The following is a 26,583-nucleotide window of genomic DNA, read 5'->3' as shown; positions in this document are numbered from 1 at the left end:
CGCCCCTGCGATCGGTGGCGCGGCCGTGCCATGATCCGTCGCATGGAACCGGTCGGCCGGGACGGCGTACTGGCGCAAGCCTGGCGCATCGTGACCGAGGGCGGCGCGGTGCAGCTGCACGGACCGGCCGGCATCGGCAAGACGGCCGTCTGGCGGGCGCTCGTGGACCGCGCACGCGAGGAGGGTTGGCTCGTCCTCGGGTGCGCGCCGACGGAGAACGAGGCCGGGCTGCCGTTCGCGGCGCTCGCGGATCTGCTCACGCCGCTCGCCGAGCACATCCCCGGATTGCCGCTGCCCCAACGGATCGCGGCCGAGGCGGTGCTGCTGTCGGCGGCCCCCGCCGAGCCCGTCGACGAACGCGCGATCGGCGCCGCGACTCGCTCGCTGCTCGCCGCCGTCGACGGGTCGGCGCTGCTCGCGATCGACGATGCTCCGTGGCTCGACCCGCCCAGCGAACGCGCCGTGCGCTATGCCCTGCGCCGCCTGGCCCCCGGTCCCAGCGTGCTGATCAGCTCGCGGGCCGAGGTCACCGCCCTCGGGCTGGACGAACGGCCGTCGCCGGTCACCCTGCTCGGGCTCGATCCGCTCGGCGTCGGCCCCCTGCATCACATCTTGTACGCACACCTCCGGCGATCGTTCGGCCGTCCGTTGCTGGCGCGGATCGCCCGGGACGCGGCCGGTAATCCGCTCCTGGCGATCGAGCTGGCCCGCGCGGTGCTGCGGCTGCCGCAGCTGCCCCGGCCCGGCGACGATCTGCCGGTCGCGGCGTCGATGCACGATCTCGTGGCGGCGACCTTGCGGGATCTGCCTGCTGAGACTCGGGAAGCCGTACGCCTGGCGGCGCTGCTCGCCGCGCCGACGTTGCGCGACTTGGCGGCGGCGGGCGTACCGGCGACGGCGCTGGATGCCGCCGAAGAGGTGGGACTGCTCACGGTGGACACTCGGGGCGTTCACTTCGCCCATCCCGTGTACGCGTCGGCTGTCCGGGCTGCGACGCCTGAGGGCGTACGCCTGCGAACGCACCGGCAGCTCGCCGCGACCGTGGCCGATCCCGATGAGCGGGCCCGTCAGCTGGCCCGCTCGGCGGTCGAGCCGGACGCGACGGTGGCCGCCGATCTGGAGCAGGCGGCCGCCCGGCAGCGTACGCGGGGCGCCCCGGCGACCGCCGCCCACCTCTACGATCGGGCGGCCGACTTGACTCCGCAAGCCGATGTCGAGGACGCGGGACGGCGCGTCCTGGCGGCGATTCGGTGCCGGTTCGACAGCGGGGATTACGCGGCGGCCGCCACTGCCGCGGAGGCTGCGGTCGCCCGGTTGACGGGCGATCAGCTGGCGGAGGCCCGGTTGCTGCGGGCGTCGGTCGCGTGGGCCGCCGACGACCTGGCCGTAGCGGTGACCTTCGGTGAGCAGGCGCTGGCCACGGCCTCGCCGGGCACCCGCCTCGCCGGGCGTATCCATGCGCACATCTGTCTGTTCCAGGACTCGCCCGCGCCCGCCCGCGAGCACGCCGAAACCGCGCTCGCCTTGCTCGACGGCAGCGCCGACGATCGTCCGCTGCTCGCCGGCACGCTGCTGAACCTGTTCTTCCACGAGGTACGCGCCGGTCTGCCCGCCCGGACGGAACTGGTGGACCGCGCCCTCGACCTCGAAGACGGCCGGCCGACCTGGCTCGGCGGCACCGTTCCGGCGATCTGGTGGAAGGCGATCGATGACCACGGGCGGGCCCGGACGCGGTTGCGGGACATGCTGCGGTACGCGACCGCGGCGGGCGACGAGGCGTGGCAGCACGAGATCCTCACCCATCTCGGCGAGACCGAGCTGCTCGCCGGTCGGTTCACCGACGCGGAGGTGAGCATCACCGCCGCCCTCGACCTCGGCCGCCAACTGGGCACCGGTCTCATCGGCGAGACGTGGCTGGCCGCCACAGTGGACGCGTACCGGGGCCGGCTGGATCGGGCCGGTGCGGTGGCCGAGGCCGGCCTGCGGCACGACGACGCCTGGGCTCGCCGGATTCATCTGCAGCTCGCGGGGTTCGTCGCCCTGTCCGCCGGGCGTATGCGGGACGCTGCGGACGCGTACGCGGAGCTGGCGGATCTCCTGGACGCGACCGGCGTCGTCGAGCCGATCGCGCTGCGGTTCGAGCCGGACTGGCTCGAGGCGTGCATCGGGGCGGGCGATCTCGAAGCCGCGCGGGCGATCTTGGCTCGCCTGGAGCGACGGCACGCCCGCCAGGTTCGTCCTTGGACGACGCTCGGACTCGCTCGCAGCCGTGTTCTGCTGGCGAGCGCCATCGGGGAAGCGACCGATACGGCGTTGGCCGAGCTGATCGCCGTACGCGACGCGACCCCACCCGACGTCGTCCCGCTCGACCGGGCGCGGTGCCTGCTCGTGGCCGGTGTCGTGCATCGTCGCGCCCGCCGCAAACGGGAAGCCCGGAGCGCTTTGCAGACGGCCGTCGCGGAGTTCACAACGCTCGGCGCGGCGGCTTTCGCGGCGAAGGCCGAGGCCGACTTGGCGCGTACGGGTGGCCGGACGGAGGCGGTGGACGAGCTGACCCCCACCGAACTACGCGTGGCTCGCCTGGCGGCGCTGGGCCAGACGAATCAGCAGATCGCCGACGAGTTGTTCATCAGCCCGAAGACCGTCGAGGCGAACCTCGCCCGGGCGTACCGGAAGCTGGGCATCCGCCGCCGGGCGGAACTGGCCCGGGTGCTTCCGGCGGCCTGACAAAACTTAAGCGAACGCTTGACTATTGGTGCGTTCGGCGCGAATACTTAAGCACGTGCTTGACTATGCGCCGGACTTGGACCGGGTCTTCCACGCGCTGGCCGATCCCGGCCGGCGCACCATGGTGGAGCGGCTCAGCCGCGGCCCGGCCTCGGTGAGCGAACTCGGTCAGCCGATGGAGATGTCCCTGGCCGCCGTCCTGCAGCACGTGCGAGTGCTGGAGGCGTGCGGTCTGGTGACCTCCAGCAAGGTCGGCCGCACCCGGACCTGCAGCATCAACTCGGCCGCCCTGCGGTCGGCGGAGAGCTGGCTCGCCGACCGGCGCACCATGGTCGAACGCAACCTGGACCGGCTCGGCGAATTCCTCGCGGCGACCGACACCCAGGAGCAGCCATGACCGACCGGTCCGTCCTCCACGACACGTTCACGCTCGAACGCATCTACCCGGCGGCGCGGTCCCGTGTGTTCGCCGCCTTCGCCTCGAAGGAGGCCAAGGACGCCTGGGGCGCCACCAGTGAAGTGGAGCCGGGGGAGAGCGCGACGAGCATCGAGGAGTTCGACTTCCGGCCCGGTGGCCGGGAACGGTTCACCGTCCGGCGGCGCGGGACGAGCTACCGGAACGAGGCGCTGTACTACGACATCGTGCCGGACCGTCGCATCATCTACGCCTACGAGATGTACGCCGACGGCACCCGGATCTCGGTGTCCGTCGCCACGATCGAGCTCACCGACAGCGGCGCGGGTACCGCGCTGAGCTGGAGCGAACAAGGCGTCTACCTGGACGGCATCGACGGAACGCGGGCGCCGGTGCTCCGCGTGGGCGGCACCACCGAACTACTCGACAGCCTGACCCGGTACCTGCAGGTGACTCATCCATCCACGACACGGGAGTTCTGATCATGCGTAAGACGAAAGCGTTGGTGTTCAACTACTCGCTCAACGGACTGCTCGCCGACCCGGACACCGACTTCTGGGACTTCGTCTTCGGCCAGCTCGACGAGGCGGGCGGCCCCGACGCCGACGACGGCACCCTCGCCCTGCTCCGCAACGCGTCCGCGCACGTCATGGGGCGCGTCGCGTACGAGGGCATGGCCAAGAACCTGCCGACGAACACCGAGCACCCGTGGTCGGCCATCCTGAACGCGGGCAACAAGGTGGTCTTCTCGCGCACGATGACGGCGGCCGCCTGGGAGAACACGACCATCGTGTCGGGCGACACCGCCGAGGAGATGGACCGGCTGCGGCAGGGCGACGGCCACATCCTGCTCTGGGGCGGGGTCGGTCTCTGGCGCTCGCTCATGCAGCTCGACCTCATCGACGAGTTCTACGTGAGCATGTACCCCTACGTCACGAGCCAGGGCACGCTGATGTTCGACGACGTACCGAAGGGATACCGGCTCGACCTGATCGACAGTCTGGCCAAGAGCAACGGGATCCTCGAGCTGCACTACGGGCGGCACCGCTAGCGCGCCCGGCGCGATACTGTTCGGCATGATCACCCATGGGCCGTCCGCGGTCGGTCTCGGAGCCCTCGTCCCGATGACCCGACCCGGCTGGGTCGAGGCCGGGCGGCACCTGCTCGCGGGGTTGGAGCTGGCCGTCCGCGAGGTGAACGCCGCCGGTGGGATCGGCGGACGACCGCTCGACCTGGTAGTACGCGACACTGCTGCTGATCCGCAGCGGGCCGCGGCAGCCGTCGACGAGCTTGCCGATCTGGGCGTTGCCGCCGTGGTGGGGGAGTATCACAGCGTCGTCGCCCGTTCGGCCGCCGCTCGCGCCGACGCCCTCGGGCTGCCGTTCCTCTGCACCTCCGCAGTGCTCGACGGGCTCACCGAACAGCCGACCGATCGGGTCGCGCGCATCGCCCCGGCGCAGTCTCGCGGCTGGCAGCTGTACGCCGACTTCCTCCTCGCCGAGGGCCACCGTCGCATCGCCGTCGCCGCCCAGGCGAGCGTCTACTGGGCGTCGGGCATCCGCATTCTGCGGGAGTCGCTGCAGCCACGTGGCGGCACCGTCGTCACCCTCGACGCCACCACGCTGGACCCGGCAGCACTGTGTGACGAACTGGCGGAAAGCCGTGCCACCGCAGTGCTGCTCCTGGTCGGTACTCCGGAGCCCGCGGTGCCGATCGTCCAAGCCGTACGCCGGGACGAACGGCTGTCGCAGGTCATGATCGGCGCACCGGCCGGGCAACCGGAGTTCGCCGAATGGGCGGCGCTGCTGGGTGACGACGGCACCGGGATCCCGTTCCTGCGGTATCTGCCCGCTGAGCTGGGCCCGCTCGGCGTACGCGTCGAGGCGGCGCTGCGCGAGCGGCTCGGTGAAGCGCCGTCCTTCGTCGCCTTCGAGGGCTACGACGCCATCGTGGTCCTCGCCGACGTGCTGCGTACGCACGGGGCCGACCGCGCACGGATCGCTGAGGGCTGGTCCACCGTCGCCGTCGACGGGACTCGTGGGCGTATCCAGTTCTCCCGGGTTCCCGGGATCACCGTATGGCAATGGGCGTGGCCGCCGATCCAGGTCGTCGACCGCGATCCCGCCGGCGGTTTCCGCGTACGCCGCAGCGCCCGGTGAGCAGCGGACGCCAAATCGCGTGGCCGCCGCAGTGATCACGAGCTAAACTCGTGGCGTGTCATACCAGTTCTACCTGTGAGATTCCCAGCTGACGAGGCGTTGAGCACGGCTCCGCCTCGAAGCAGCTGACGCTTCCTCCTCTTCTTCACCATCGGCTGCGACGGCCTTCGCCGTCCGCGGCGGCTGTGTGCCGTCTGCGGGACGCGTGCCGGGGCGCGCCGGGAATCTCGAGGTGACCATGCTTACCGCCCTTGAACAACAACTATCGCTGCATTCCGTGACGGTCCGGTTCGGCGAGCACGTGGTGCTCGGCGACGTCACCCTGTCGGTGCGTCCCGGCGAGTCCGTGGGTGTCATCGGCGACAACGGCAGTGGGAAGTCCACGCTGCTGCGGCTGATGGCCGGTGTGCTCACACCCGACGACGGCACGGTCACCGTGTCCTCGCCGGGCGGCGTCGGCTACCTCACGCAGACGCTGGGACTGCCCGGTAGCACGACTGTCGCCGATGCCATCGACTACGGCCTACGCGACCTTCGTGTCATCGAGCGACGTTTACGCGCGCTCGAGCAAGATTGGGACGCCGCTGAAGCTGAGGCGTACGCCGAGCTGACGGAGCTGTTCGAGATCCGGGGCGGCTACGACGCCGAGTCCCGGGTCGAGATTGCGCTGCACGGGCTCGGCCGCCCAGGGCTGGCCCGTGATCGGCGGCTGGACACCCTGCCGGGTGGGGACGTGGCCCGGCTCGGTCTGGCTGCGGTGCTGGCGAGCCGGCCACACCTGCTGCTGCTCGACGAGCCGACGAACGACCTCGACGACGAGGCGCTCACCTGGCTGGAAGAGCACCTGCGGGCGTACCGGGGGACGTTGGTCGCGGTCACCCACGATCGGGTCTTCCTGGAACAGCTCACCGACACCGTGCTGGAGGTGGACGGCGACGCGAAATCGGTACGCCGGCACGGCAACGGCTACGACGGGTACCTCACCGCCAAGGCGGCCGATCGGGCGAACCAGATCCTGCGGCACGAGCAGTGGAAGGCCGAACTGGCCCGGCATACGTCGTTGCTGTCCACGCACACGGAACGGTTGACCGCTGTTCCGCGGAAGATGGACAAGCCGGGTTACGGCGGCGGCCCGTTCCGGGCCCGGTCGCGTACGCACGGCACGATGGGCCGCATCCGCAACGCGAAGGAGGAACTGCGCCGGTTGACCGCCGATCCGGTGCCGGCGCCGCCGGAACCGTTGCGGCTCACCGCTCGCCTCACCACCGGCGAGGACGGCGTCGAGAACAGCGGCGACCCCGTCGTGCGGTGTGCGGACGTCGTCGTCCGAGGCCGGCTGTCCCTTCCAGACCTCACGCTTGTGCCGGGAGATCGGCTGCTCGTCACCGGACCCAACGGCGCGGGCAAGAGCACCCTCCTCAAGGTGGTGGCCGGTGATCTCGCTCCGGACAGCGGCTCGGTCTGGAGCACGGGCCGGATCGGCTATCTGCGGCAACAGGACGCCGTCGCCGGTGGCACGGTGCTGACCGCGTTCGCCGACGGACTGCCAGGGCCAGCGGAGGAACACGCGGCTCTGCTGCTCAGCCTCGGCCTGTTCCGGCCCGACGAGCTGCGCCGACCGACGCGTACGCTGTCGATCGGCCAGCGCCGCCGGATCGAGCTGGCCAGGTTGATGCGGCACCCGTCCGACGTGATCCTGCTCGACGAGCCCACCAACCATCTGGCTCCCGATCTGGTGGAGCAGCTGGAGTCCGCGCTCGCCGAGTACTCCGGCGCGGTCATCATGGTGACGCACGATCGCCGCATCCGCCGCACCTTCACCGGACGCCGGTTGGTGCTGGATCACGGCGCCGTCGTGCCGGCCGCCGCCGACTGATGATCATCGCGTCAGCCATGCGGTTTCAGCGGACATTTCGGCGCGGGAAGCAGCATGGCTGACGCGATGATCACGCCTTCGCGTCAGGAGGGGAGTCGCGCGGAAGGGTGGGTGGTGAGGGCGGCGGCGAGGAGAGCCTCAGCCTCGGCAGGTGCGGGGAGGCCGTCGGTGTCGCCGGGCCGGGCGACGATCGCGGCGGCGAACTGCCCGGCCAGCCAGGCCGCACCGGCAGGGGTCGCGCCGCGTACTCGGCCGGCCAGGTAGGCGCCGGCGAAGGCGTCACCCGCGCCGACCGGATCGACCACGGTGGTCGCGGCGCTGGGCAGGTGCGTGGCAACGTCGCCCTCGGCGTACCAGCAGCCGTCCGGTCCGGCCTTGAGGACGGTCTCGGCCACGCCGGCCGCCCGCGCCGCACGGAAGACCGCCTCCGGCTCCGCCGTGCCGAACAAGGGCTCGGCCTCGTCGGTGCCGATCAACAGCACGGAGACGTGCGGAAACAGGCTGCGCGCCTCGGCGATCTGCGCGTCCAGGTCACCGAGCGCTGGGCGAAGGTTCGGATCATAAGCGACTTGTACGCCGAAAGCCGGGGCCTGCGTCAGCAGAGTGCGTACGGCATCCCGGGCCGAGTCGCTCAACGCCGACGTGATGCCGGAGACGGCCACCAGACGCGGCCGGCTCGCCAGCACGCGGCGAGCGTCCTCATCGGACAGAGCGGAGGCGGCCGAGCCGCGCCGGTAGTAGTGCACACGGCGTACGCCGTCGGGCCGCACGTCTTTGACGAACAGCCCGGTCGGCCGCTGGTAGTCGGTGGTCACCAGGTCGGTCGCGATCCCGAACGACGCCGCGTGGTCGACGATTTTCTCCCCCAGCGGGTCGGCCCCGACCCGGCTGCAGTACGCCGTCCGCAGCCCGGCGCGGGCGGCGGCAGCGCACAGGTTGAGTTCGGCCCCGGCGACGTGGACCGTCGTGCGCTCGGCCGATCGCAGGGCGCCCTCCGGCTGGAAGAGCACCATGGCCTCGCCGAAGCCGATCAGGTCGAAGCCCCCCGGGTCGTTTTCGTTCACAGCCACCGTGCCTTGAGGTCGTCGCGCAGGAACGCCGCCGGGGACGCGATCGACAGCCCGCCGTCGACCGGCAGTACCGCCCCGGTCACGAAACCGGCGGCGGCCAGGAAGTGTACGGCGTCGGCGACCTCGGCGGGCCGCCCGGTCCGGCCGAGCGGATAACCCGCCGCCTTCGCCGGGTCGGAGCCGTCGTCGATCAGCCCCGGCGCGACCGCGTTCACGCGTACGCCGCGGGGGCCGAAGTCCAGGGCGAGCTGCCGCACCAGGCCTTCGAGACCGGCCTTCGCGGCCGCGTACGCCGGAAGCCCGGGTGCGGCGAGAGTGGCGTTGACCGAGCTGACCGCGACGATGGCACCGCCGGGAGACAGGATGGGCAGCGCCGCCCGGCATACCGCGAACGCGGTGCCCAGGATGGCGTCGAAGGCGGACTGCCATTGGGCGTCGGTCGTCGTGGTGATCGGCGCGACCGGCATCACCGCGGCGGCCAGGACGACGACGTCCAGCGAGCCCGCCCGGTCGACGACCGTCTGGACCGCCGCCGTGGCACCGGCTTCGGTCGAGCAGTCGGCCACCAGGTCGGCCGGTTCGGCGAGGGCGACGCCGACGACGGTGTCCCCGGCGAACCGGGCCTGGATCGCCTGCCCGATCGGCGAACTCGACCCGACGAGCAGGACGCCCCGACCCTGGACACCCGACGCCGTCATGCGATCAGTCCCAGGTCGCGGAGGATGTCGTCGAGCCACGCCAGGGTCGCGGCGTCGGCGTCGACGGCCGGTGGACGGACTGCCGACGACGTGATCAGCTCTCGGCGTACCAGCACATGCTTGTGGATGGACCACGCGATGCCCGGCTGCAGCCCGAAGCGGATGAGCGGCAGCAGCCGGGCGAAGGACCCGCGAGCCGCCGCCGTCTGGCCGGCCTGCCACTGGCGCAGCACCGGCGCGAGCAGGTCGGGGAACTCGCAGGCGGGCATCGTGCCCTCGGCCCCGCGGGCGTATTCCTCCAGGACGAACAGCGCGTTCTGCCCGCCGAGGACCACGAAGTCGGGGGCGGTCGCCTCGCGGATCGCGCCCACCTTCGGCGTGGTCGGCTGTGGCTCGATCTTGACCGAGTCGACGCCGTCGAGCTTGGACAGTTCGGCGATCAGCGGCACGGGCATCGTGACACCGGTGGAGCCGGGGGCGTCCTGGATCATGACGGGCAGACCGCCTTCGGCGGCTACACGGCCGTAGAAGTCGACCAGCTGCGCCGGGCCGGGCTTGACCATGAACGGCGGCACGACCATCACGACGCTGGCGCCGTTGTCGGCGGCCGCCCGGACCTGGTCGATCGCCTCCTGGGTGCCGGTGGCGGCGACTCCGGCGACGACCGGCAGGTCGGGACCGGCGGCGGCAGTGACGGTACGCAGGATCTCCTTGCGGTCGGCGGCGGTGAGGGAGAACCCCTCGCTGGCGAAGCCGAACACGGCGACCCCGTCCACGCCGGCGGTGATCTGGAACTCGACCAGCCTGTTCAGCGACGCGGCGTCGAGGTCGCCGGTGGCGGTGAACGGCGTGGCCAGCACCGGGATCAAGCCGCGGACGTCGGACGAGCGGGTCATGCTTCCTCCTGAAGGGTGGCGGGGTCGACCTCGACGCCGAGGCCGGGGGTCTGGGGCAGGGCGAAGCTCACCGGGCCGCCGAGCAGCGGGCCGGTGAGGACGCGGTTGGCGACCGTCATGGTGGTGGGCTGGAACTCGAACGCGGGCATCGCCTCGATCGCGGCGCTGACGTGCAGGCCGGCGGCGACGGCGACACCGAGGCCGACGGAGTGGTGCGGCGCGACGGGAATGTGGTGTGCCGCCGCGATCTCGGCGATCGCCATGGCCTCGGTGATCCCGGTACGCCCGACGTCTGGCTGACACAGGTCGACGGCGCGGGCTTCGAGCCAGGCGCGGAACTCGAACCGATGCCGCATCGCCTCGCCGACGGCGACCGGGGTGCGCAGTGCGGCGGCGAGTTCCCGGTGGGCGGTGAGGTCCTCGGGGACCAGGGGCGCTTCGAGGAACCACGCGCCTCGCCCGTCCAGTCCCTGGCCGAGCCGCAGCGCGTCGGCCAGGTCGTACGCCCAGTGCGCGTCGACGGCCACTTTGAGGTCCGGGTGGGTGTTCTGGACCGCGTCGACCGTGGCGAGGTCTTCGTCGACGCCGTGGCCGAGGTGCAGTTTGATCGCGCGTACGCCCTTCGACACCCACTCGCGGGCCAGTTCGGCCCGTTCGCCGTCGGTGGGGCGGGGCAGCCCGGAGACGTAGGTGGGGATCTCGTCCCGGTACGCCCCGCCGAGCAGCGCGTGCACCGGTACGCCGTATGCCTTGCCCGCGATGTCCCAGAGGGCGATGTCGACGGCGGCCAACGCGTCGGCCTGGTGGCCGCCGAGGTGACCGCGTTCGCGCATGAGCCCGGTCAGTGTGGTCCACAACGGGCGTACGCGTCGCGGGTCGCGTCCGATCAGGACAGGAGCCACGAGGCGGTCCACGACCGCTTGCGCGATCTCGGGTGCGACCGGGGCCAGCGCCTCACCCCAGCCGATGGTGCCGTCGTCGCAGATCACTTGCACGATCAGGGTTTCGAAGCGGTCGGAGTAGAGGCTGCGCCAGGGCGGCCGGACGTAGTAGTCGTCCTTGTTCGCGGACGCTGGGCGCGCCCCGAGATACGCCTCCGGTGGGCGGAGCTTGACGACATAGGACTCTAGGGCCACTACTTTCACAAGCTTCTCCCGTTCACTGGTTGACCGCTTGCAACATGCGGGATATCTTGCCGTATCACGCAAGCGAAATCCAGAGAGGGTGGAACCCGATGGCTTCGGAAACCGGCACCCAGAGCGTCGAACGAGCGCTCGGCGTGCTGCGCGTCTTCACCGCCGGCCGCCCGGAGCTGCGGGTATCCGACGTCGCCAGTGCGGTGGGGCTGTCGCTGTCGACCGCGAGCCGGCTGCTGCAGACCCTGGAGGCGGCCGGATTCGTCGACCGTGACCCGGTCAGCGGCCTCTACCGGCTGGGGCTGGACATGGTGTCGTTCGGTGGCGCGGTCCTCAACAGCCACCCCGTGCACCGCGAGGCCCGGCAGGTCGCCCAGAACCTCGCCGCCGAGCTGGGCCTGGGCGCCAACGTCGCGGTACGCCGCGGCGACGAGCTGTTCTACCTGCTCAACTTCGAAGGCCGGCTCGCGCCGCGCCCGTTCGTGCTGGCCGGGCAGCGTAATCCGCTCCACGCCACCGGGCTGGGCAAGGCACTGCTATCCGGGCTGAGTTCGACCGAGCGGCGGGTGCTGCTGGAGGACCTCCCGGCGTACACGCCGCGTACGATCGTCACGCACGACAAGCTCGACGACGCGATCGCCGCCGCCGTCGCCCGGGGGTACGCCACCGAGGTCGAGGAACTCGCGCTCGGGCGGGCCTGCGTAGCCGCGCCGATCCGCGACGGATCCGGCGCGGTGGTGGCCGGGCTGTCGGTGTCCGGGCCGCTGTCGGCGATCGACCTGCCGAACCGGGAAGCCACACTGGCCAGCGCTGTCATCGAGGCAGCCGACTCGATCAGCATCGGGCTCGGCTACCACGGGCCGGCCCGGGTACCGCTGCAATCGGTGGTAGTGGAATGACCGCGTCTTCCGCTACTTCTTCCGCGCGTCATCCGGGAAAGCGTCCCCTCCCGGCGGGCGGGGACCGCGATATCCCGGATAAGGCGAACGGCCCGCGCCCAGTCCCCCCGAAGCACGGGCGGCATCTGTCGGACCGGACCTTCGGGTTCCTGCTGACGCTGCCCGCGGTCGTGCTGTTCGCCGCGATCGTGCTCTACCCGCTGATCGGGTCGCTGACGACGAGCCTGTTCCAGCAGAGTCTCGTCATCCCCGGGCGCAGCTTCGTCGGCCTGGACAACTTCCGGCACGTGCTGGACGACCAGTTCTGGCCGGTGCTGCGCAACACTCTGGTCTTCACCGTCTTCAGCACCGCCTGCCCGTTCATCCTCGGCTTCGCCCTGGCGCTGGCGTTGAACACCCGTCTGCCCGGCCGCGCGGTCCTCCGGGGCGCGTTCCTGTTCCCGTGGGTGATCCCGGGGGTCGTCGTCTCATTCGCCTGGCTGTGGATCTTCAACGCCAACTACGGGCTGCTCAACGGCGTACTGGTGCAGCTGGGGCTGATCGACGCGCCGGTCAGCTGGCTCGGCGATCCGACGACCGCGATGGCGGCCGTCATCGTGGCCAAGACCTGGGCCAGCTTCCCCTGGATCATGGTGATGCTGCTCGCCGGGCTGCAGACCGTCCCGGCCACCCTGCACGAGGCGGCCGCCATGGACGGCGCGGGCACGCTGCGCCGCTTCTGGCACATCACCCTGCCGCACCTGCGCGGCATCATCGGCATCGTCGTGCTGCTCGAAGTCATCTGGAACTTCCAGCACTTCGACATGATCTACGTGCTCACCGGCGGCGGCCCGGCCGGCGCCACGACCACCTTCGCCGTGGCCGTCTACGAGACCGCGTTCAAGGGCTTCGACCTCGGCCGAGCCGGTGCGCTCGGCGCGTTGTGGCTGCTCCTGCTGCTCGTCTTGGTCGTCGGCTACGTACGCCTCGCCGAGCGGGAGGAGAAGCGATGACGACTCTCACGGTGACAGCGCCCCGGAAACCTCGCAGACCCCGGCCGTGGCTGGCGATGGCGGCCGTCCTGGTCATCGGGCTGTTCGCCTTCGGGCCGGTGTACTGGCTGATCGTCACCGCGCTGACGCCCAGCGGCGACGCCTTCCGGTTCCCGCCCCGGTTGTGGCCGCGTACGGTCACCTTCGAGCACTTCGCCAACCTGGCCGACAACCCGGTGCTCGGCCGGTACCTGGTCAACTCCCTGATCGTGTCGTCGCTGACCGCCGTGCTGACGGTGCTCGTGTCGGCGTACACGGCGTACTCGTTCAGCAAGTTCCGCTACCGGGGCCGCCGATCACTGATGTCGCTGATCCTGGCCTCGCAGATGTTCCCGCAAGCGCTCCTGCTCATCACGCTCTACCTGCTGTTCAGCGCGTTCGGAATGCTCAACTCCTACCTGGCGCTGGTCCTGTCGTTCACCACGTTCACGCTGCCGCTGTGCGTCTGGATGCTCAAGGGGTTCTTCGACACGATCCCCGACGAGCTGCTGGAGGCGGCCAAGGTGGACGGGGCGGGCCAGGGCAGCGTCATTCACCGCATCCTGTTGCCGGTCAGCCTGCCCGGCCTCGTCGCCACCGGCCTGTTCGCGTTCATCCGCGGCTGGAACGACTTCATCTTCGCCCTCACCCTCGCCGGTCCGGACAAGCAGACTCTGCCGCCCGGCCTGGTCAACACGTATCTCGGGGAATTCCAGGCCGCCTGGCCCGACCTGATGGCCGCCTCGCTGGTGGTCTCGCTCCCGGTCGTCGGCGGATTCGTCATTCTGCAGCGCTACCTCGTCGCCGGGCTCGTCAGCGGCGCGGTCAAGGGCTGACCCTCCTCACCCTCCAGGAGTACGCGATGTCCCACACGTATTCTCGCCGCAGCGTCGGCAAGCTTTTCGGGCTCGCCGCGGGAGCCGCCGTCCTCGGCGCCTGCGCCCCCGGCACCAGCGGTCCGTCCACGTCGTCCGGCGATCCGTTCGCCGACAACGGCGTCAAGGACTTCAGCTTCACCGCGTGGTCGCTGAACGAGGCATCCACCAAGGACGTTCTGACGACCATGGTCAACGCGTACGCCGGCAGCGCCGGGGCGAAGGTGACCACCGCGTCGTATCCCTACAACGACTACCTCAACCAGCTGCTGCTCCAGGTACGCGGCGGCACGCTCACCGGCGTGATCCAGACCGACGTCGCCTGGCTGGCCACCCTCGCCGCCACCGGCAAGCTCGTCGACCTGGGACCGATCGCGGGCAAGGGCGGCTACACCGACGCGGCACTCGGCATCGCGAAGGCGAACGGCAAGCAGTACGGCCTGCCGTGGACCACCGCCGGCATCGGCCTGATCGGCAACAAGGAGCTGCTCGACCGGGCCGGGATCACCCAGGCGCCCACGACGATCGCCGACTTCGAGAACGCCCTGCGCGCTCTCAAGGGCCTCGGCGGCGGCGTGGTCCCGTGGGCCGCGATGACCAAGGTGGACCAGCTCAAGGACTTCATCCCGTGGATGTGGGTCTTCGGCTCCCCGGTCGTGGACAACGGCAAGATCACCGTCGGCGACGACGCCAGCGTCGAGGCGCTGACCTGGTACAAGAAGCTGTACGACGAGAAGCTCATCGCGCCGGACGTCAACCGGTTCGACGCGCGGGCGCTGTTCGCCCAGGGCAAGGTCGGCTACTACGAGGACGCGGTCGCCGGTCGTGGCGCGGTCACCAAGGCGTCGACCGACAAGACGCTCGGCGACAAGCTGCTGCCGATTTCCCGGCCGGTCAAGGCGTCCGGCGATCAGTCACGACACCTCGCCTGGGGGCATGCGCTGGCCGTCCTGCAGGGCGACAGCTCGGCCGCCGCGGCCAAGTTCGTCACGGCGATCACCAGCGACCCGACCTACACGACGCAGTGGTTCAAGGGCGCGGGCGTCCCGCCCACCACCACCGCCGGGCTGGCCAGCTCGGAGGTGAAGGCCGATGCCTTCATCTCGGCGTTCACCAGCGCCATCGGCGCGCACTCCACGCCGGACCCGTTCTGGATCTATCCCAAGTTCGCGCAGATCGAGACCGCGCTCGCCAACGCGGTCCAGTCCGCGCTCATCGGCAAGGCCAGCCCGAAGGACGCGCTGGCCACCGCGAAATCGCAAATGGAGGCACTTACCGCATGACAGTCAGCCTCGGCCGGGTGATCGCCATCATCCGCCTGCCGTCCGCCGAGGGCGCGGTCCGCGTCGGCCGAATCCTGGCCGACGCGGGACTGCCCGCCGTCGAGATCACGCTCACCACACCCGGCGCGCTGTCCGCGATCGGCGAGCTGCGCGCCGCGGTAGCAGGTGCGTGTCTTGTTGGAGCAGGCAGTGTACGCACACCGGAGCAGGCGATTTCGGCTCGTGAGGCCGGGGCGGAGTTCCTGGTCACGCCCACGGTCCGGCCTGCTGTCCTGGCGGCGGCCGAGGTGCCGGTGGTGTGCGGGGCGCTGACGCCGACCGAGATCGAGACGGCCGCCGATTGCGGAGCGGCGTTGGTGAAGGTCTTCCCGGCCAGCGCCTTCGGGCCGGGCTACCTGCGCGAGCTGTTGGCTCCGATGCCGGAGTTGCAGCTCGCGCCGACCGGTGGCGTGACGCCGGAGTCGGTCGCCGACTACGCGGCGGCCGGGGCGGTGGCGGTCGGGGTGGGCAGTGCGCTGGTCGACGCCCGCCTCGTCGCCGCCGAGGACTGGACCACCCTTCGCTCCCGAGCCGACCGCTTCATGTCCGCCGCCGCCTCCGCCTGGCCCACCCCCTAACCCCACCCGCCTTCCCCCGTTGATCATGAACTCAACTGCCTGTTCGACGGCGTGTCGCACCCCCAAACTCCATGATCAACGCTGCCCGTCGTGCGGTCCGGACCAAACATTGTGAGGAAACGTGCGCTTGATGCGTGTCGGCCCGGTGGGCCGGGAGCGTCCCGCCGTCGCCGATGCCGACGGCGTGGTCTACGACCTGTCGTCGCTGACGACGGACATCGGCGGGAGCTTTCTCGACGGCGGTGGCGTGGCCGCGGTCGCGCGGGGGCTCGCCGAGGGAACGCTGCCGCAGTGGGACGTCACCGGACAACGGGTCGGCGCGCCGGTCGCCCAGCCGGGCAAGCTGATCTGCGTCGGCCCCAACTATCGCAAGCCGCCCCCGTTCGAGCCGCCCGCCGAACCGGCGCTGTTCCTGAAGGCCCCCGACACCGTCGTCGGCGCGTACGACCAGGTTTTGATTCCCCGCGGCGGCACCGCCGTGGACTGGGAGATCGAGCTGGCGGTGGTCATCGGCGCGACCGCCCGCTACCTGGACACACCGGCGGACGCCAAGGCCGTCATCGCCGGGTACGCGATCTCCCACGACGTGTCCGAACGCGCCTTCCAGCACGACCGCGGCGGCACCCTCGACAAGGGCAAATGCTGCGAGACGTTCAATCCGCTCGGCCCTTGGCTCGTCACCCCGGACGATCTCGGCGACCCCGCTGACCTGCGGCTGCGGCTGTGGGTCGACGGCGAGACGCGCCAGGACGCGTCCACCGGCGACATGATCTTCGATCCCGCGCACCTGGTCTGGTACGCCAGCCAGTTCATGGTCCTGCGTCCCGGCGACATCCTCAACACGGGCACTCCGCCCGGCTGCGCGATCGGCCTGCCCGGCCGTCCTTACCTGCGGGCGGGTCAGATCGTGGAGCTGGAGGTCACCGGGCTGGGCCGGCAGCGCCAGGTCATCGGCACGGCATAGCACTCCTTCCATCCACAAAGGAGAGACATGCGCAGATCCCTCGTCCTGCTGACGGCGGCGGCCCTGCTGCTCCCGGCGACGCCCGCCGCCGCCTCCGCCACCCTCACCGCAGTCCCGTACGCGATCGACTCGTCGAACCAGGCCGGCTGGTGGTCTCCGCTGGAGACCTATTACAGCGGCAACGAGTACGCGTACCTGGCCTTCAACGAACCCGGTTCGACGGCCGGCACGCACAAGGTCGCCATCGCCCGGCGCGACGACGCGGGGAACTGGACCCGGCTGCCCGCGCTCAACGGCACTACGCAGCCCGAGTTCACCGACGACATCGGCCACAACCAGCCCTCGATGGCACGCGACGGCAGTGGGCGGTTCCACGTCTTCGCGTCCATGCACAACAACACCTGGCGCTACTTCCGCTCCGACACGACCGGCGGCGCGCCGCAGTGGCACGCCGCCGACCTGCCCGACCAGGGCATCGGCGTCACCTATCCGGTGGTGACGACGGCGCCCAACGGCGATCTGTACCTCATCGCGCGGCTGGACGGCACGACCGCGCGCTCGGGCCGGCTCTACCGCTGGGACAACGCCGCCGCGACCTGGAGCCGGGTCGCGATCTTCGCCCAGTCGGACAACCGCGCCGTCTACCCCGACGACCTGCAGTTCGACTCGGCCGGTGACCTGCACATCCTGTGGGAGTGGGGGATCTACCCGGCCACCACCTATCGCCACCAGCTCAGTTACCTGGTCTACTCGCCGTCCACCGGAACGTTCCGCGACCACACCGGTGCAACGGTCACGACTCCGGTCACCACCGCCACCGCCGACATCCTCCAGCCGCTGATCACGGGGGAGGCGTACGGGAACGACACCGGACCGGCCGTGCAGAGCGCCAAACTGACTCTCGACGGCACGAGCCCCAAGGTGGTCTACCGGTTCCGGCAGAGCACGAACTTCGAGGTCCGGTATGCCTACCTCTCCGGCGGTTCGTGGGCGCGCGAAGTCGTCTACAACGCCGGGCAGACCACCGCCGCACTCGACATCACCTGGCATCCCACCGACGGCAAACGCGTCTACTACGTCACCAGCAGCGGCACCGATCGGGCCTTCATGGCCACCAAACCCGGCACGGCATGGACCGCGACGTCGATCGCGCCCGGCGTACCGGTCGAGCGGCTCGCGGTCGAACGCGACGGGGCCGGCGTCGACATCCTCTATCTGGTCGACCTCACGAACCTGCGCCTCTATTACGGGAGGAACTGATGCGTGCTCCTCGTGCTCTCTGGCTGGCGATCCCGGCGGCGCTGCTGGGGGCATCCCTGTCCGCCGGTCCGGCGCACGCCGACCCGATCGGCGGCACCGGCTGGACCCTCGCCTTCAGCGACGACTTCTCCGGCACGGCGGTCGACACCGCGAAATGGAACTACCGCACGGATGTGAAGGCGTACAGCGCCCAGCGGCCCGAGAACGTGTCCGTGGCCGACGGGCTGATGAACATCAACCTCAAACAAGAGACCTACGGCGGCAAGAGCTTCACCGGCGGTGGCTTGATCAGCAAGCAGAGCTTCCGCTACGGGTACTACGAGACGCGCGCGAAGATCAACGACGGGGCCGGCTGGCACAGCTCCTTCTGGCTGATGTCGGGGGACGGAAGCACCACGCTCTCACCGACCGCCCGAACCGAGATCGACGGATTCGAGATCGACTCGACCTCGTCGCCGACCGCGCTGACCACCAACCATTCAGGCGTGCACACCTGGAAGGGCAACGGGGTGGCCGCGTCCTACAACCCCGGCTCCACCTACAACACCGGTCTCGACCTGCGTCAATGGCACGTCTACGGCATCGACTGGGCGGAGACCTCAGTCAAGTTCTCCATCGACGGCGTGCTCAAGTACACCGCGCCGTACGCGCCGAGCCAGTGGACCCACGACTACACCAACATCTGGCTCACCAGCATCGGCTACGGCACGTCGCCGAATCCCGCGTACCTGCCGTCGGCGGTGCAGTTCGACTACATCCGCTACTGGCAGAAGGACTACTACATCGACAATGACGGGCCGGCCGCGTACGGCTACTCCGAGACCGGCACGTGGCTCGACTCTACGTTGACCGGCTGGACCTACGCCTCTCCCACCCGGTATGCGACCTGCGGCTCGGCGGGCAACACCGCGACCTGGCGGCCGAACCTGCGCTCCGCCGGCACCTATCAGGTGTACGTCTACAAGGTCGTCTACGCCAACAGCGACGCCAACGCGCGGTACGACGTCGCGGGAACCACCACCTACGTCAACGGCACCTCCGGCAGCTCGGGCTGGGTGTCCCTAGGCACCTTCTCGCTGCCGGCGGGCACCTCGACGGCCGTGAAACTCACCTCCAGCGGCACCGGCTGCGCCCGCGCCGACGCGGTGAAGTTCGTCCAGGTCTGACATGCTGCTGGCCGGGTGCTACACACCACCCCGAGGGGAGGGCGCGGGCGTCGTCCGCGTCCTCCCCGACCGTCGCGTACGCCTCCTCGCCGGGCTGCCGTCGCCGTCGTTCCTGGCGCAGCACCCGAGGCTGCCGATCGTCTACGCCACCGACCCCGACTCCTGCCACCTCGCGGTAGTCGGCGACCACCTCGTCACCGCGCAGTATTCGGCGGGAACCGTCCGAGTGCATCCGCTTGCCGCCGACGGCACGCCAGGACCCCCGTGGCACGTGCTCGACGGATTCGTCCATCCCCACATGATCTGCGCGTACGCGGGAGAGGTGCTGATCAGCGACCTCGGCCGCGACGTCATCCGGCGTACGCGCCTGGAAGACGGCAAACTGACGCCGCTGGGGGAGTACGCAGTCCCCGGCGGCCCCCGCCACTTCCGGCGGCTGGGCGACACCTGGTTCATCACCTGCGAACGCGACGGCGCGGTGGCCGCCTTCGACACGGACTGGCGCCCGATCGCCCGGCACGCCGGCCTGACCCAACCGTCCGAAGTGGCGGGATACGGCAGCCGGTACGTGTATGTGGCCGATCGGGGTCCCGACGTCGTCGCCGTTCTCACCCTGGACCTGCGGCTGGTGGCGGAGTTCCCCAGCGGCGGCGCCTGGCCACGGCACCTGGCCGTCGACGGAAGCCTGCTGTACGTCGCGCATCAGCACTCCGGGGACGTCACGACCTTCCGCCTCGACCCGGAAACCGGGCTGCCCCGGCGACTGCGGTCGGCCTCGGTGCCCGGCGCGTCGTGTGTGTTGCCGCTTTCTCGCGTACGCCGGACGACACAGCTTCGAATCGTCGCGCCCGACTCGACCGCCTATTGAGCCGCGGCGTCATCAGGGTGCCTTGGGAAGGTGGCGTCCCTGCTCAAAGCCTATGCCGAAGATCACGGCCTGTTTCGATACCTCTCTAGGTTGACAGATCTCGAATCAGGGTGCAGGCTGAATCCCGAGCGGCTGATTCGACAGTCATCGAGACAAGGAGCGTGTCATGTTCGCCAAGTTGCGGCAGCGCCGTGAGCAGTTGCGTGGTGTGGAGTTCTGCGAGTCGTGCGCCCAGGTCTGCACGGCCGAGTGCCGGGTGCAGGCTCGTGTTGAGCGGGTTCAGGTTCAGGCGCTCTACGTCACCGGCCTGTTGCGCTGACCATCCGATCGCTCGACCAGGAATCGAATCGAAGGAGAAACGAGATGAGCACGAGCGCGACCCAGACTGGTGGCTTCCTGGGTGACCCGGCGGAGGCGCTGAACCCGCCCGCGGCGACGGGTGGCTGTTGCGGCGGCCCGGCACCTGCGCCCACGTCCGAGCTGGCCCAGGCGAGCACGTGTTGCGGCACGGTGGCCGAGGCGAAGGCCGATGGGGGCTGCTGCGGTACCGCGGCGAAGGAGCAAGCGGTTGCCTCCGGCGTGGGGTGCTGCGGGTGACCTCGTCGGTCCTCGGGTCGGCGCCGACCGGCGTCGGCCCGGACGTCTCGCGTATGCGGCAGATGGTGGCCACGCTGGCGGGCGATGTCTTCGCGGGGCGCCGGGTCGGCAGCCCGGGAGGCCGTGCCGCAGCCGTGTGGCTTGCCGGGCACCTGCGCGCGGCTGGTGTCACCGTCGCGCTCGATGAGTTCGCGGTGTCCGGCACGGTTCGCGAGGTGTACGCCACCCCGCAGCTGGTCTTCACCGGCGAGCGGGCGCGGTCGCTGACCTTTCGGCGCGACTTCTGTGAGCACCTGGCTTCGGCGGATGCGCCGCAGCCGCGAAGCGGCAGGCTCGGTGCGGCCGGTGACTTCGATCCGGCCGGCGCGTGGATCCTCGAAGACGCGTGGTCGGGGGAGCGGGCTGCGGCAGCCGCAAGGGCCGGAGCTGCCGGGATGCTGATTCCGCGGGGGACAGATGCGGCGGGCTGGATGCCCAAGATGATCGCCGGACCGGCCACGGTGGACATACCAGTCCTCGCCGTGCGGTCGGACATCCACCAGCAGATGCGTACCGCCGTTGGTCGGGCGACGGTCACCGCGAGCGTGCCGATGCGCATGGTGGACGTGACCGGCTCGAACGTGATCGGCACGTTCCGCCGACCAGCGCCGGGGCAGGCGAATGTCGTGCTGACGGCCCACTACGACGGTGTCGGCGACGACCCCGGGGCGCGGTTCCCGGCCGCGTGTGACAACGCCTCTGGCGTGGCCGCGGTTGTCGAAGCCGCCCGCGTCCTCGACCAGCTACTGCCTGCCGGGGTCGGGCTGGCGGTGGCTTTGCTGGACGGCGAGGAAGCGGGAGCGCACGGCTCGGCGCATCACGCGCGATCCGTCGAGGCCGGCACGTACGTCATCAACCTCGACGGCGCCGCACAACTCGACGGCGCCGCCCACGTCGAAGCTGGTGGCCCAGCCCGACCGCTGCTTGCGGCTCTTGACGCCGCAGGTCGGCAGGTCGGTGTGCCGCTCAAGGCTGCTCCGATGCCGTCGGACAATCGCCGGTACGCCGCCGCCGGGCTCGCATCGGTCGGCATCGGCATGGGCATGCCGGGCTACCAAACTCCTGCGGAAACGCCGGACCGGGTCGAGCCGCAAACCCTCGACCGGGCCGCTCGGCTGGTCATCGCCACCGTCACCCATCTGATCGCATCGCGCGACGGCGCGCAGGCAGCTGCCGGGGCGTGAGCGGCTTGCTGCTGTGGCCGTCTCGCGGCTACCATCATCGTTAATCGGCGATAAACGATGATGTTGGAGGCTGGTGTGGAACTCCTCGACCGGGCGACAGCGGCGGAGTACGCGTCGTGGTTCCGGGCATTGGCCGACCCGTCACGGGTGCAACTGGTGGAGTTGCTCGCCAGGCATGGTGCGCCGATGAGTGTCGGGCAGATCGTGGCCGCGATGGGTCTTGCCCAGTCGACGGTCTCCCAGCACTTGAAGATCCTGACGGAAGTGCGGTTCGTCCTGGTGGAGGCGGTGGGCAACGCCCGGCATTACCGGATCAACAGCAACTGCGTGTCGTGCTTCCCCAGCGCTGCCGACGTCGTCATGGGGAAGCCGGCGCCCGCCACGATGGGGGAGTGCTCATGACGGCGAAGGACCTGCTCGTCCGGGCGATGACGCCGGCCGACGCGGAGGCCGTGCTCGCCATCTACCAGGCTGGGCTCGACGGTGGGCTGGCCAGCTTCGAAACCGTCGCCCCGACCTGGGAGGCGTTCGACGCCGGGAAGCTGCCGGACCATCGCCTCGTCGCGGAGGTCGACGGGCAAGTGGTCGGCTGGGTTGCTGTATCTGCGGTGTCTGCTCGACCTGTCTATGCGGGCGTCGTCGAGCACTCCGTCTATGTCGACCCGGCCGCGCACGGACAAGGCGTCGGCTCAGCACTCCTCGCAGCGTTATGCGCGTCGACCGACGCTGCCGGGATCTGGACGATCCAGTCCGGCATCTTCCCGCACAACACCGCCAGCGTCCGCCTCCACGCGAAGGCGGGCTTCCGGGTCGTCGGCACCAGGGAAAAGGTCGGTCGCCACCCGCTCGACGGCTGGCGTGACGTGCTGATGATCGAGCGCCGCAGCCTGGTCATCGGAGCCGAGTGACCGGCAACCTCTGAGCTGATTTGACAAACGCCTAACTAGGCGTCAGTCTAAACAGAGTTGGTTTGAGAAACCTCGAAACAGACTCGGCCAGGTGCCGGGGAGGAGAACGTCATGAGCACCAGCACCGAGCGGCTTCCCGTCGCGGTGATCGGCTCCGGGCCGGTCGGCCTGGCGGCCGCCGCCCAGCTGGCGACCCGCGGCCTGGACTTCGTCGTCCTCGAAGCCGGAACGCAGGTTGCCGCGTCGATCCGCGAGTGGGCGCATGTGCGGCTGTTCTCGCCGTGGCGATTCGACACCGACCCGGCCGCGCGAGCGCTGCTGGAAGCTACTGGCTGGAATGCGCCGGACCCGGAGCAGCTGCCCACTGGTGGTGAGCTGATCGACGGTTATCTCGCGCCGCTGGCTGCCCACCCGGCCATCGCGCCGAAGTTGCGCCTCGGTGTTGCGGTGACCGCGATCGCCCGGCAGGGCTTCGACAAGGTGCGTACCGTCGGGCGCGACTCCGCCCCGTTCCTGATCCGCCTGTCGGACGGCAGCGAGCTGCTGGCGAGCGCTGTGATTGACGCGTCGGGTACGTGGCGTACCGCGAATCCGCTGGGTGGCAACGGCATCCCGGCCCACGGTGAGACCGACGCCCTCGCGGCGGGCCGCGTCCACAACGGTATGCCCGACGTGCTCGGCCGCCTGCGCGACCAGTTCGCCGGTAAGGGCGTCGCGGTGGTCGGCGCGGGCCACTCGGCAACGGGCACCCTGCTCGCCCTGGCGCAGCTCGCCGACGCCGAGCCCGACACGGTTCTGCACTGGGTGTTGCGGGCACCGAACCCGTCGCGGGCGTACGGCGGTGGCGACGCCGACGCGCTGCCGGCCCGGGGTGCGATCGGTACCCGGATCAAGGCTCTGGTCGACGCGGGCAAGGTGCAGGTGCACACCGGTTTCCTCGTGCAGGAGGTCAGCGAGCAGGGCTTGGTCTCAGCGGACGGCCGCAAGCTCGACGCGGCTGTGATCGTGAATTCGACCGGCGCGCGACCTGACTACGCCCCGGCGTCGGAGCTGCGTCTGGATCTGGACCCGATCCTGGGCTCCACCCGTGCGCTGGCGCCGCTGATCGACCCGAACCAGCACTCCTGCGGCACCGTGCCCCCGCACGGCGTCGACGAGCTGGCCCACCCCGAACCTGGGTTCTATGTGGTCGGCGCGAAGGCTTACGGCCGGGCGCCGACGTTCCTGCTCGCGACCGGCTACGAGCAGGCCCGTTCGGTCGTCGCGGCTTTGGCCGGCGACTGGGCCGCCGCCCGGGACGTGCACCTGGAGCTGCCCGAGACCGGCGTGTGCAGCTCGAGCAACGCCCTCGACGCGGATGACGCGGCGAGCTGCTGCGGCAGCGCGCCCGCCGAGACCACGATCGAGGTGAAGCGGGGACTGGCCACCGGGGTCAGCGGTGGGTTGCTGTCGCTGCCCCTGGTCGAGGTCGGCGCGAAGGCCTCCGGCGGATCCTGCTGCGGCTGATGACCTCCAGGTCTACTCCGGCCATCACCCGCCCGGGTGGTGGCCGGACCCGTCTGACGACGCTGGTCGCGATCCTGGCCGTCACCCAGACCGTCGGCTACGGGATCTTGTATTACACGTTCTCGGTCCTGATCTCCCCGATCGCCCACGACCTGCATACCAGCACCGCCCGGGTGACCGCCGCGATCACGATCTCGGTCCTGGCCGGGTCTGCCGCCGCGATCCCCGTCGGCCGGTGGCTGGACCGCCACGGAGGCCGGGCGCTCATGGCCACCGGGTCGCTGCTCGGTGTGGCCGCCGTCGTTGCCTGGTCACAGGTACACAGCCTCGTCCAGCTGTATTTCGTGTTCGTGTTCATCGGCGCGGCCAGCGCGATGAGCCTCTACGAAGCGGCGTTCGCGGTGCTGATCGCCACCAGCGGCCCCGAACGCCGCGCGAGCGCGATGCTGCAGGTGACGATCGTGGCCGGGTTCGCCAGCAGCATCTTCCTACCCCTGACCGGCTGGCTGGCCACCGAATGGGGCTGGCGCACCACCCTGCTGACACTGGCAGGGCTTCTGGCGGCCACCGCGATCCCCGGTCACCTGATCGCCGTTCCCAGCCGCAGAGTCCACCGCGAGCACACAAGCAGCCAGCCCGGCACGCGGCCCGCCGACGCGTTGCGCGATCGCGGATTCTGGCTGCTCGGCGGGGCATTCGTCCTGCACGCGGCCGCTGTGTCGTCGGTAGGGGTGCTGCTGGTGACCAGCCTGCAGCACCTCGGCCACACCGCCAAGACCGCCGCCACCGTCGCCGGGCTGCTCGGCGTGCTGTCGGTGACCGGCCGCCTGACCACCACGGCCGTTGCCCGACGGCACGGCATGGCTTCGGTCACCGCGATCCTGTTCGGCGTCCAAGCTGTCGGAGTCGCGGCACTGCCTTACCTCGGCCGGAACCTGGCCGCCGCCGGAGCCTGTGTGACCGCGTTCGGGCTCGGCTTCGGCGTGGCGACGATCGCCCGCCCGGCGATCGTCGCCGCTCGGTACGGCACCGCCCGCTACGCCACCATCTCCTCCGCCCTTGTCCTGCCCATAACACTCGCCAAGGCCGCAGCACCCTTGACCGCCGCGCTGCTGTCGGTCCGCTGGGCGATGACCGCCGCCGCGGCAGGTTGCCTGGGCGCCGCCGTCTTGCTGTCGTGGTCGGCCCGGCCCGGGGAGGCGCGGACCGCAAGACGTCGGTCCAGTCCAGGAGTCGACCCGCAGGTCGGAAGTGCCACTCTCCGATGATATATAGCGACGCTATATATAGCGACGCTACATTAGGTGGGAGGGGGTGGTGCTGATGCTGACCACCGATGTGTTCGGGTTGACCGTTCCGGACGCTGGGCCGGTGTTCCTCGCGGCGCTGGCCGTGCACGTGTTGGCGGGCATGACCTGTGTGGTCGCCGGGTTCGTCGCCGCGACCGCCCGCAAGCGCCCGGGTCGTCATCCCCTCGCGGGCCGCGTCTACCTGTGGGGATTGGGCGCGGTTTTCGCGACCGCGTCGGTGATGGCAGCGATCCGCTGGCAGCAGGACCGGCACTTGTTCGCGATCGCCGTGGTGGCGTTCGGGCTGGGCCTGTTCGGCTGGTGGATGCGCCGCCGTCGCAGCCAAGGCTGGTATCGGTGGCACGCGATCGGCATGGGCGGCTCCTACATCGCGCTGCTCACCGGTTTCTATGTGGACAATGGGCCGCAGTTGCCGGCGTGGCGACTGTTGCCCCACTGGATGTTCTGGGTCCTGCCGTCTGCGATCGGTGTCCCGCTGATCTGGTGGGCGCTGCGCCGGTATCGGCGTGGCCTCAGCGGGCGGACCCGGACACCCGCGCCAGCCGCAGACCCAGGGTCGCGGTCAGAGCGAGCCGTACCGCGCTGACGCACGCCGCGACGAGGACCAGCCCACCCTGGCCGACCGCAGTCGCGTGGGTCAGCAACAGCAGATCGGCACAGCAACAGGCGACGGTGGCCACCAGGCCCGCCGGGGCACCAGCCCGACCGAGGAGTGCGGCAAAGCGCCGGTCGCCGGCCGCGTACGCCAGCAGCGCGCACGGCACCGCCACCCCGAGCGCAACGATCAACAGCGGCACGGCGGACACTAGCGCGCTCACGCTCGCCGGTATCCCGCCCGGCGCGGCGTAGGCGGTCACCCACGCGGCTCCGACAAGCGGACCCGTGATTACCAGGCCGGCCCCGATCCGACGAGCGCGCATCGCCGCGACCTGGCGCAGCAACCCTGCGGCGAGTTGCCGCGGGTCGCCGAACTCGGCCACCGCCGCCTGCGCGGCCTCATCGACCGGACCGCCGCCAGCAGTGCGCGTCTCGATCGCGCAGGCGAGGCCGTCGGCGATCTCATCGAGCAAACCCGCTCGGGCCGTGTGGCCCAACGGCAGCAGCCTTTCTAACGCGGCCA

Annotated in this window: 28 protein-coding genes; 23 read left to right on the top strand and 5 right to left on the bottom strand. The window is 70.5% G+C overall.

The window, feature by feature from the left end:
* Positions 1-42 precede the first annotated feature (42 nt).
* The 6 genes from AB0H43_RS04340 (at position 43) to abc-f (ending at position 7,177) form a co-directional block, all read left to right on the top strand.
* The gene (locus AB0H43_RS04340) at positions 43-2,727 is read left to right on the top strand and encodes a LuxR C-terminal-related transcriptional regulator (RefSeq protein WP_359996305.1); all 2,685 of its coding nucleotides are present in this window, start codon (positions 43-45) and stop codon (positions 2,725-2,727) included.
* A 55-nt stretch (positions 2,728-2,782) separates the two neighbouring features.
* Positions 2,783-3,124: a metalloregulator ArsR/SmtB family transcription factor gene (locus tag AB0H43_RS04335; RefSeq protein ID WP_359996302.1), complete on the top strand. Its 342-nt coding sequence runs from the start codon at positions 2,783-2,785 to the stop codon at positions 3,122-3,124.
* The gene (locus tag AB0H43_RS04330; protein ID WP_359996300.1) at positions 3,121-3,624 is read left to right on the top strand and encodes an SRPBCC domain-containing protein; all 504 of its coding nucleotides are present in this window, start codon (positions 3,121-3,123) and stop codon (positions 3,622-3,624) included. The genes AB0H43_RS04335 and AB0H43_RS04330 overlap by 4 nt, the downstream gene beginning before the upstream one ends.
* Before the next feature lie 2 nt (positions 3,625-3,626).
* Positions 3,627-4,193 carry a dihydrofolate reductase family protein gene (locus AB0H43_RS04325; RefSeq protein ID WP_359996297.1) on the top strand — a complete coding sequence of 189 codons (567 nt, stop codon included), beginning with the start codon at positions 3,627-3,629 and terminating at the stop codon, positions 4,191-4,193.
* Between the two features lie 25 nt (positions 4,194-4,218).
* Complete coding sequence (locus AB0H43_RS04320; protein WP_359996295.1) at positions 4,219-5,301, top strand: ABC transporter substrate-binding protein; 1,083 nt, start codon at positions 4,219-4,221, stop codon at positions 5,299-5,301.
* Between the two features lie 238 nt (positions 5,302-5,539).
* Positions 5,540-7,177 carry a ribosomal protection-like ABC-F family protein gene (abc-f, locus tag AB0H43_RS04315; RefSeq protein WP_359997395.1) on the top strand — a complete coding sequence of 546 codons (1,638 nt, stop codon included), beginning with the start codon at positions 5,540-5,542 and terminating at the stop codon, positions 7,175-7,177.
* An 83-nt stretch (positions 7,178-7,260) separates the two neighbouring features.
* Here abc-f and AB0H43_RS04310 read toward each other — a convergent pair whose 3' ends face one another.
* From AB0H43_RS04310 to AB0H43_RS04295, 4 genes are read right to left on the bottom strand one after another with little or no spacing between them, the layout of a single operon-like run.
* Positions 7,261-8,241, bottom strand: coding sequence for a sugar kinase (locus tag AB0H43_RS04310; RefSeq protein ID WP_359996293.1), 981 nt, complete (start codon positions 8,239-8,241; stop codon positions 7,261-7,263).
* Entirely contained in the window at positions 8,238-8,945 is a 708-nt protein-coding gene (locus AB0H43_RS04305) for an SDR family oxidoreductase (protein WP_359996291.1), read from the bottom strand. Before AB0H43_RS04305 ends, AB0H43_RS04310 begins: the two co-directional genes overlap by 4 nt.
* Positions 8,942-9,841 carry a dihydrodipicolinate synthase family protein gene (locus AB0H43_RS04300; protein WP_359996288.1) on the bottom strand — a complete coding sequence of 300 codons (900 nt, stop codon included), beginning with the start codon at positions 9,839-9,841 and terminating at the stop codon, positions 8,942-8,944. The genes AB0H43_RS04305 and AB0H43_RS04300 overlap by 4 nt, the downstream gene beginning before the upstream one ends.
* The gene (locus AB0H43_RS04295; protein WP_359996287.1) at positions 9,838-10,986 is read right to left on the bottom strand and encodes a mandelate racemase/muconate lactonizing enzyme family protein; all 1,149 of its coding nucleotides are present in this window, start codon (positions 10,984-10,986) and stop codon (positions 9,838-9,840) included. Before AB0H43_RS04295 ends, AB0H43_RS04300 begins: the two co-directional genes overlap by 4 nt.
* An 89-nt stretch (positions 10,987-11,075) precedes the next feature.
* Here AB0H43_RS04295 and AB0H43_RS04290 point away from each other — a divergent pair, with 89 nt between their 5' ends.
* From AB0H43_RS04290 to AB0H43_RS04210, 17 genes are all read left to right on the top strand, one after another.
* Entirely contained in the window at positions 11,076-11,876 is an 801-nt protein-coding gene (locus AB0H43_RS04290) for an IclR family transcriptional regulator (protein ID WP_359996284.1), read from the top strand.
* Complete coding sequence (locus tag AB0H43_RS04285; RefSeq protein ID WP_359996281.1) at positions 11,873-12,868, top strand: sugar ABC transporter permease; 996 nt, start codon at positions 11,873-11,875, stop codon at positions 12,866-12,868. Before AB0H43_RS04290 ends, AB0H43_RS04285 begins: the two co-directional genes overlap by 4 nt.
* A complete protein-coding gene (locus AB0H43_RS04280; protein ID WP_359996278.1) occupies positions 12,865-13,722 on the top strand; it encodes a carbohydrate ABC transporter permease in 858 nt (285 codons plus the stop codon). Before AB0H43_RS04285 ends, AB0H43_RS04280 begins: the two co-directional genes overlap by 4 nt.
* A 26-nt stretch (positions 13,723-13,748) precedes the next feature.
* Positions 13,749-15,044, top strand: coding sequence for an extracellular solute-binding protein (locus AB0H43_RS04275; RefSeq protein ID WP_359996275.1), 1,296 nt, complete (start codon positions 13,749-13,751; stop codon positions 15,042-15,044).
* Positions 15,041-15,661, top strand: coding sequence for a bifunctional 4-hydroxy-2-oxoglutarate aldolase/2-dehydro-3-deoxy-phosphogluconate aldolase (locus AB0H43_RS04270; RefSeq protein WP_359996273.1), 621 nt, complete (start codon positions 15,041-15,043; stop codon positions 15,659-15,661). Before AB0H43_RS04275 ends, AB0H43_RS04270 begins: the two co-directional genes overlap by 4 nt.
* A gap of 130 nt (positions 15,662-15,791) precedes the next feature.
* Positions 15,792-16,625 carry a fumarylacetoacetate hydrolase family protein gene (locus AB0H43_RS04265; RefSeq protein ID WP_359996270.1) on the top strand — a complete coding sequence of 278 codons (834 nt, stop codon included), beginning with the start codon at positions 15,792-15,794 and terminating at the stop codon, positions 16,623-16,625.
* Positions 16,626-16,652: 27 nt separating this feature from the next.
* Positions 16,653-17,885 (top strand): BNR-4 repeat-containing protein, encoded by a 1,233-nt coding sequence (locus AB0H43_RS04260; protein WP_359996267.1) that lies wholly within the window; start codon positions 16,653-16,655, stop codon positions 17,883-17,885.
* The gene (locus tag AB0H43_RS04255) at positions 17,885-19,051 is read left to right on the top strand and encodes a glycoside hydrolase family 16 protein (RefSeq protein WP_359996265.1); all 1,167 of its coding nucleotides are present in this window, start codon (positions 17,885-17,887) and stop codon (positions 19,049-19,051) included. The genes AB0H43_RS04260 and AB0H43_RS04255 overlap by 1 nt, the downstream gene beginning before the upstream one ends.
* Position 19,052: 1 nt before the next feature.
* Positions 19,053-19,919: a beta-propeller fold lactonase family protein gene (locus AB0H43_RS04250; RefSeq protein ID WP_359996262.1), complete on the top strand. Its 867-nt coding sequence runs from the start codon at positions 19,053-19,055 to the stop codon at positions 19,917-19,919.
* A gap of 166 nt (positions 19,920-20,085) precedes the next feature.
* On the top strand, positions 20,086-20,238 hold the full coding sequence (locus AB0H43_RS04245; RefSeq protein WP_359996260.1) for a hypothetical protein: 153 nt from the start codon (positions 20,086-20,088) through the stop codon (positions 20,236-20,238).
* Between the two features lie 44 nt (positions 20,239-20,282).
* The gene (locus AB0H43_RS04240; RefSeq protein WP_359996257.1) at positions 20,283-20,516 is read left to right on the top strand and encodes a hypothetical protein; all 234 of its coding nucleotides are present in this window, start codon (positions 20,283-20,285) and stop codon (positions 20,514-20,516) included.
* Positions 20,517-20,569: 53 nt separating this feature from the next.
* Complete coding sequence (locus AB0H43_RS04235) at positions 20,570-21,739, top strand: M28 family peptidase (protein ID WP_359996254.1); 1,170 nt, start codon at positions 20,570-20,572, stop codon at positions 21,737-21,739.
* A gap of 57 nt (positions 21,740-21,796) precedes the next feature.
* Entirely contained in the window at positions 21,797-22,141 is a 345-nt protein-coding gene (locus AB0H43_RS04230) for a metalloregulator ArsR/SmtB family transcription factor (protein ID WP_359996252.1), read from the top strand.
* Positions 22,138-22,647 carry an N-acetyltransferase family protein gene (locus AB0H43_RS04225; RefSeq protein WP_359996249.1) on the top strand — a complete coding sequence of 170 codons (510 nt, stop codon included), beginning with the start codon at positions 22,138-22,140 and terminating at the stop codon, positions 22,645-22,647. Before AB0H43_RS04230 ends, AB0H43_RS04225 begins: the two co-directional genes overlap by 4 nt.
* 111 nt (positions 22,648-22,758) lie before the next feature.
* A complete protein-coding gene (locus tag AB0H43_RS04220) occupies positions 22,759-24,153 on the top strand; it encodes an FAD-dependent oxidoreductase (protein WP_359996246.1) in 1,395 nt (464 codons plus the stop codon).
* Positions 24,153-25,421 (top strand): MFS transporter, encoded by a 1,269-nt coding sequence (locus AB0H43_RS04215; RefSeq protein ID WP_359996244.1) that lies wholly within the window; start codon positions 24,153-24,155, stop codon positions 25,419-25,421. The genes AB0H43_RS04220 and AB0H43_RS04215 overlap by 1 nt, the downstream gene beginning before the upstream one ends.
* Positions 25,422-25,476: 55 nt before the next feature.
* Entirely contained in the window at positions 25,477-26,049 is a 573-nt protein-coding gene (locus tag AB0H43_RS04210) for a hypothetical protein (RefSeq protein ID WP_359996243.1), read from the top strand.
* Here AB0H43_RS04210 and AB0H43_RS04205 read toward each other — a convergent pair.
* Positions 25,976-26,557, bottom strand: coding sequence for a permease prefix domain 1-containing protein (locus AB0H43_RS04205; protein ID WP_359996240.1), 582 nt, complete (start codon positions 26,555-26,557; stop codon positions 25,976-25,978). The two genes, AB0H43_RS04210 and AB0H43_RS04205, sit on opposite strands and share 74 nt — an antisense overlap.
* Positions 26,558-26,583: the final 26 nt, after the last annotated feature.

It is taken from the genome of Hamadaea sp. NPDC050747, assembly GCF_040654195.1.
In the GTDB taxonomy this organism is placed as follows: Bacteria; Actinomycetota; Actinomycetes; order Mycobacteriales; family Micromonosporaceae; genus Hamadaea.
This window is presented reverse-complemented; position numbering and strand designations above follow the sequence as displayed.

Excerpts from the sequence above, each read along its gene's own strand:
- AB0H43_RS04270 (WP_359996273.1), top strand. The coding sequence starts at position 15,041 with ATGACAGTCAGCCTCGGCCGGGTGATCGCCATCATCCGCCTGCCGTCC.
- AB0H43_RS04210 (WP_359996243.1), top strand. The coding sequence starts at position 25,477 with ATGCTGACCACCGATGTGTTCGGGTTGACCGTTCCGGACGCTGGGCCG.
- AB0H43_RS04245 (WP_359996260.1), top strand. The coding sequence starts at position 20,086 with ATGTTCGCCAAGTTGCGGCAGCGCCGTGAGCAGTTGCGTGGTGTGGAG.
- AB0H43_RS04320 (WP_359996295.1), top strand. The coding sequence starts at position 4,219 with ATGATCACCCATGGGCCGTCCGCGGTCGGTCTCGGAGCCCTCGTCCCG.
- AB0H43_RS04220 (WP_359996246.1), top strand. The coding sequence starts at position 22,759 with ATGAGCACCAGCACCGAGCGGCTTCCCGTCGCGGTGATCGGCTCCGGG.
- AB0H43_RS04265 (WP_359996270.1), top strand. The coding sequence starts at position 15,792 with ATGCGTGTCGGCCCGGTGGGCCGGGAGCGTCCCGCCGTCGCCGATGCC.
- AB0H43_RS04305 (WP_359996291.1), bottom strand. The coding sequence starts at position 8,945 with ATGACGGCGTCGGGTGTCCAGGGTCGGGGCGTCCTGCTCGTCGGGTCG.
- AB0H43_RS04290 (WP_359996284.1), top strand. The coding sequence starts at position 11,076 with ATGGCTTCGGAAACCGGCACCCAGAGCGTCGAACGAGCGCTCGGCGTG.
- AB0H43_RS04250 (WP_359996262.1), top strand. The coding sequence starts at position 19,053 with ATGCTGCTGGCCGGGTGCTACACACCACCCCGAGGGGAGGGCGCGGGC.
- AB0H43_RS04255 (WP_359996265.1), top strand. The coding sequence starts at position 17,885 with ATGCGTGCTCCTCGTGCTCTCTGGCTGGCGATCCCGGCGGCGCTGCTG.
- AB0H43_RS04340 (WP_359996305.1), top strand. The coding sequence starts at position 43 with ATGGAACCGGTCGGCCGGGACGGCGTACTGGCGCAAGCCTGGCGCATC.
- AB0H43_RS04235 (WP_359996254.1), top strand. The coding sequence starts at position 20,570 with ATGCGGCAGATGGTGGCCACGCTGGCGGGCGATGTCTTCGCGGGGCGC.
- AB0H43_RS04260 (WP_359996267.1), top strand. The coding sequence starts at position 16,653 with ATGCGCAGATCCCTCGTCCTGCTGACGGCGGCGGCCCTGCTGCTCCCG.
- AB0H43_RS04300 (WP_359996288.1), bottom strand. The coding sequence starts at position 9,841 with ATGACCCGCTCGTCCGACGTCCGCGGCTTGATCCCGGTGCTGGCCACG.
- AB0H43_RS04330 (WP_359996300.1), top strand. The coding sequence starts at position 3,121 with ATGACCGACCGGTCCGTCCTCCACGACACGTTCACGCTCGAACGCATC.
- AB0H43_RS04285 (WP_359996281.1), top strand. The coding sequence starts at position 11,873 with ATGACCGCGTCTTCCGCTACTTCTTCCGCGCGTCATCCGGGAAAGCGT.
- AB0H43_RS04240 (WP_359996257.1), top strand. The coding sequence starts at position 20,283 with ATGAGCACGAGCGCGACCCAGACTGGTGGCTTCCTGGGTGACCCGGCG.
- AB0H43_RS04275 (WP_359996275.1), top strand. The coding sequence starts at position 13,749 with ATGTCCCACACGTATTCTCGCCGCAGCGTCGGCAAGCTTTTCGGGCTC.
- AB0H43_RS04225 (WP_359996249.1), top strand. The coding sequence starts at position 22,138 with ATGACGGCGAAGGACCTGCTCGTCCGGGCGATGACGCCGGCCGACGCG.
- AB0H43_RS04215 (WP_359996244.1), top strand. The coding sequence starts at position 24,153 with ATGACCTCCAGGTCTACTCCGGCCATCACCCGCCCGGGTGGTGGCCGG.
- AB0H43_RS04230 (WP_359996252.1), top strand. The coding sequence starts at position 21,797 with ATGATGTTGGAGGCTGGTGTGGAACTCCTCGACCGGGCGACAGCGGCG.
- AB0H43_RS04280 (WP_359996278.1), top strand. The coding sequence starts at position 12,865 with ATGACGACTCTCACGGTGACAGCGCCCCGGAAACCTCGCAGACCCCGG.
- AB0H43_RS04325 (WP_359996297.1), top strand. The coding sequence starts at position 3,627 with ATGCGTAAGACGAAAGCGTTGGTGTTCAACTACTCGCTCAACGGACTG.
- abc-f (WP_359997395.1), top strand. The coding sequence starts at position 5,540 with ATGCTTACCGCCCTTGAACAACAACTATCGCTGCATTCCGTGACGGTC.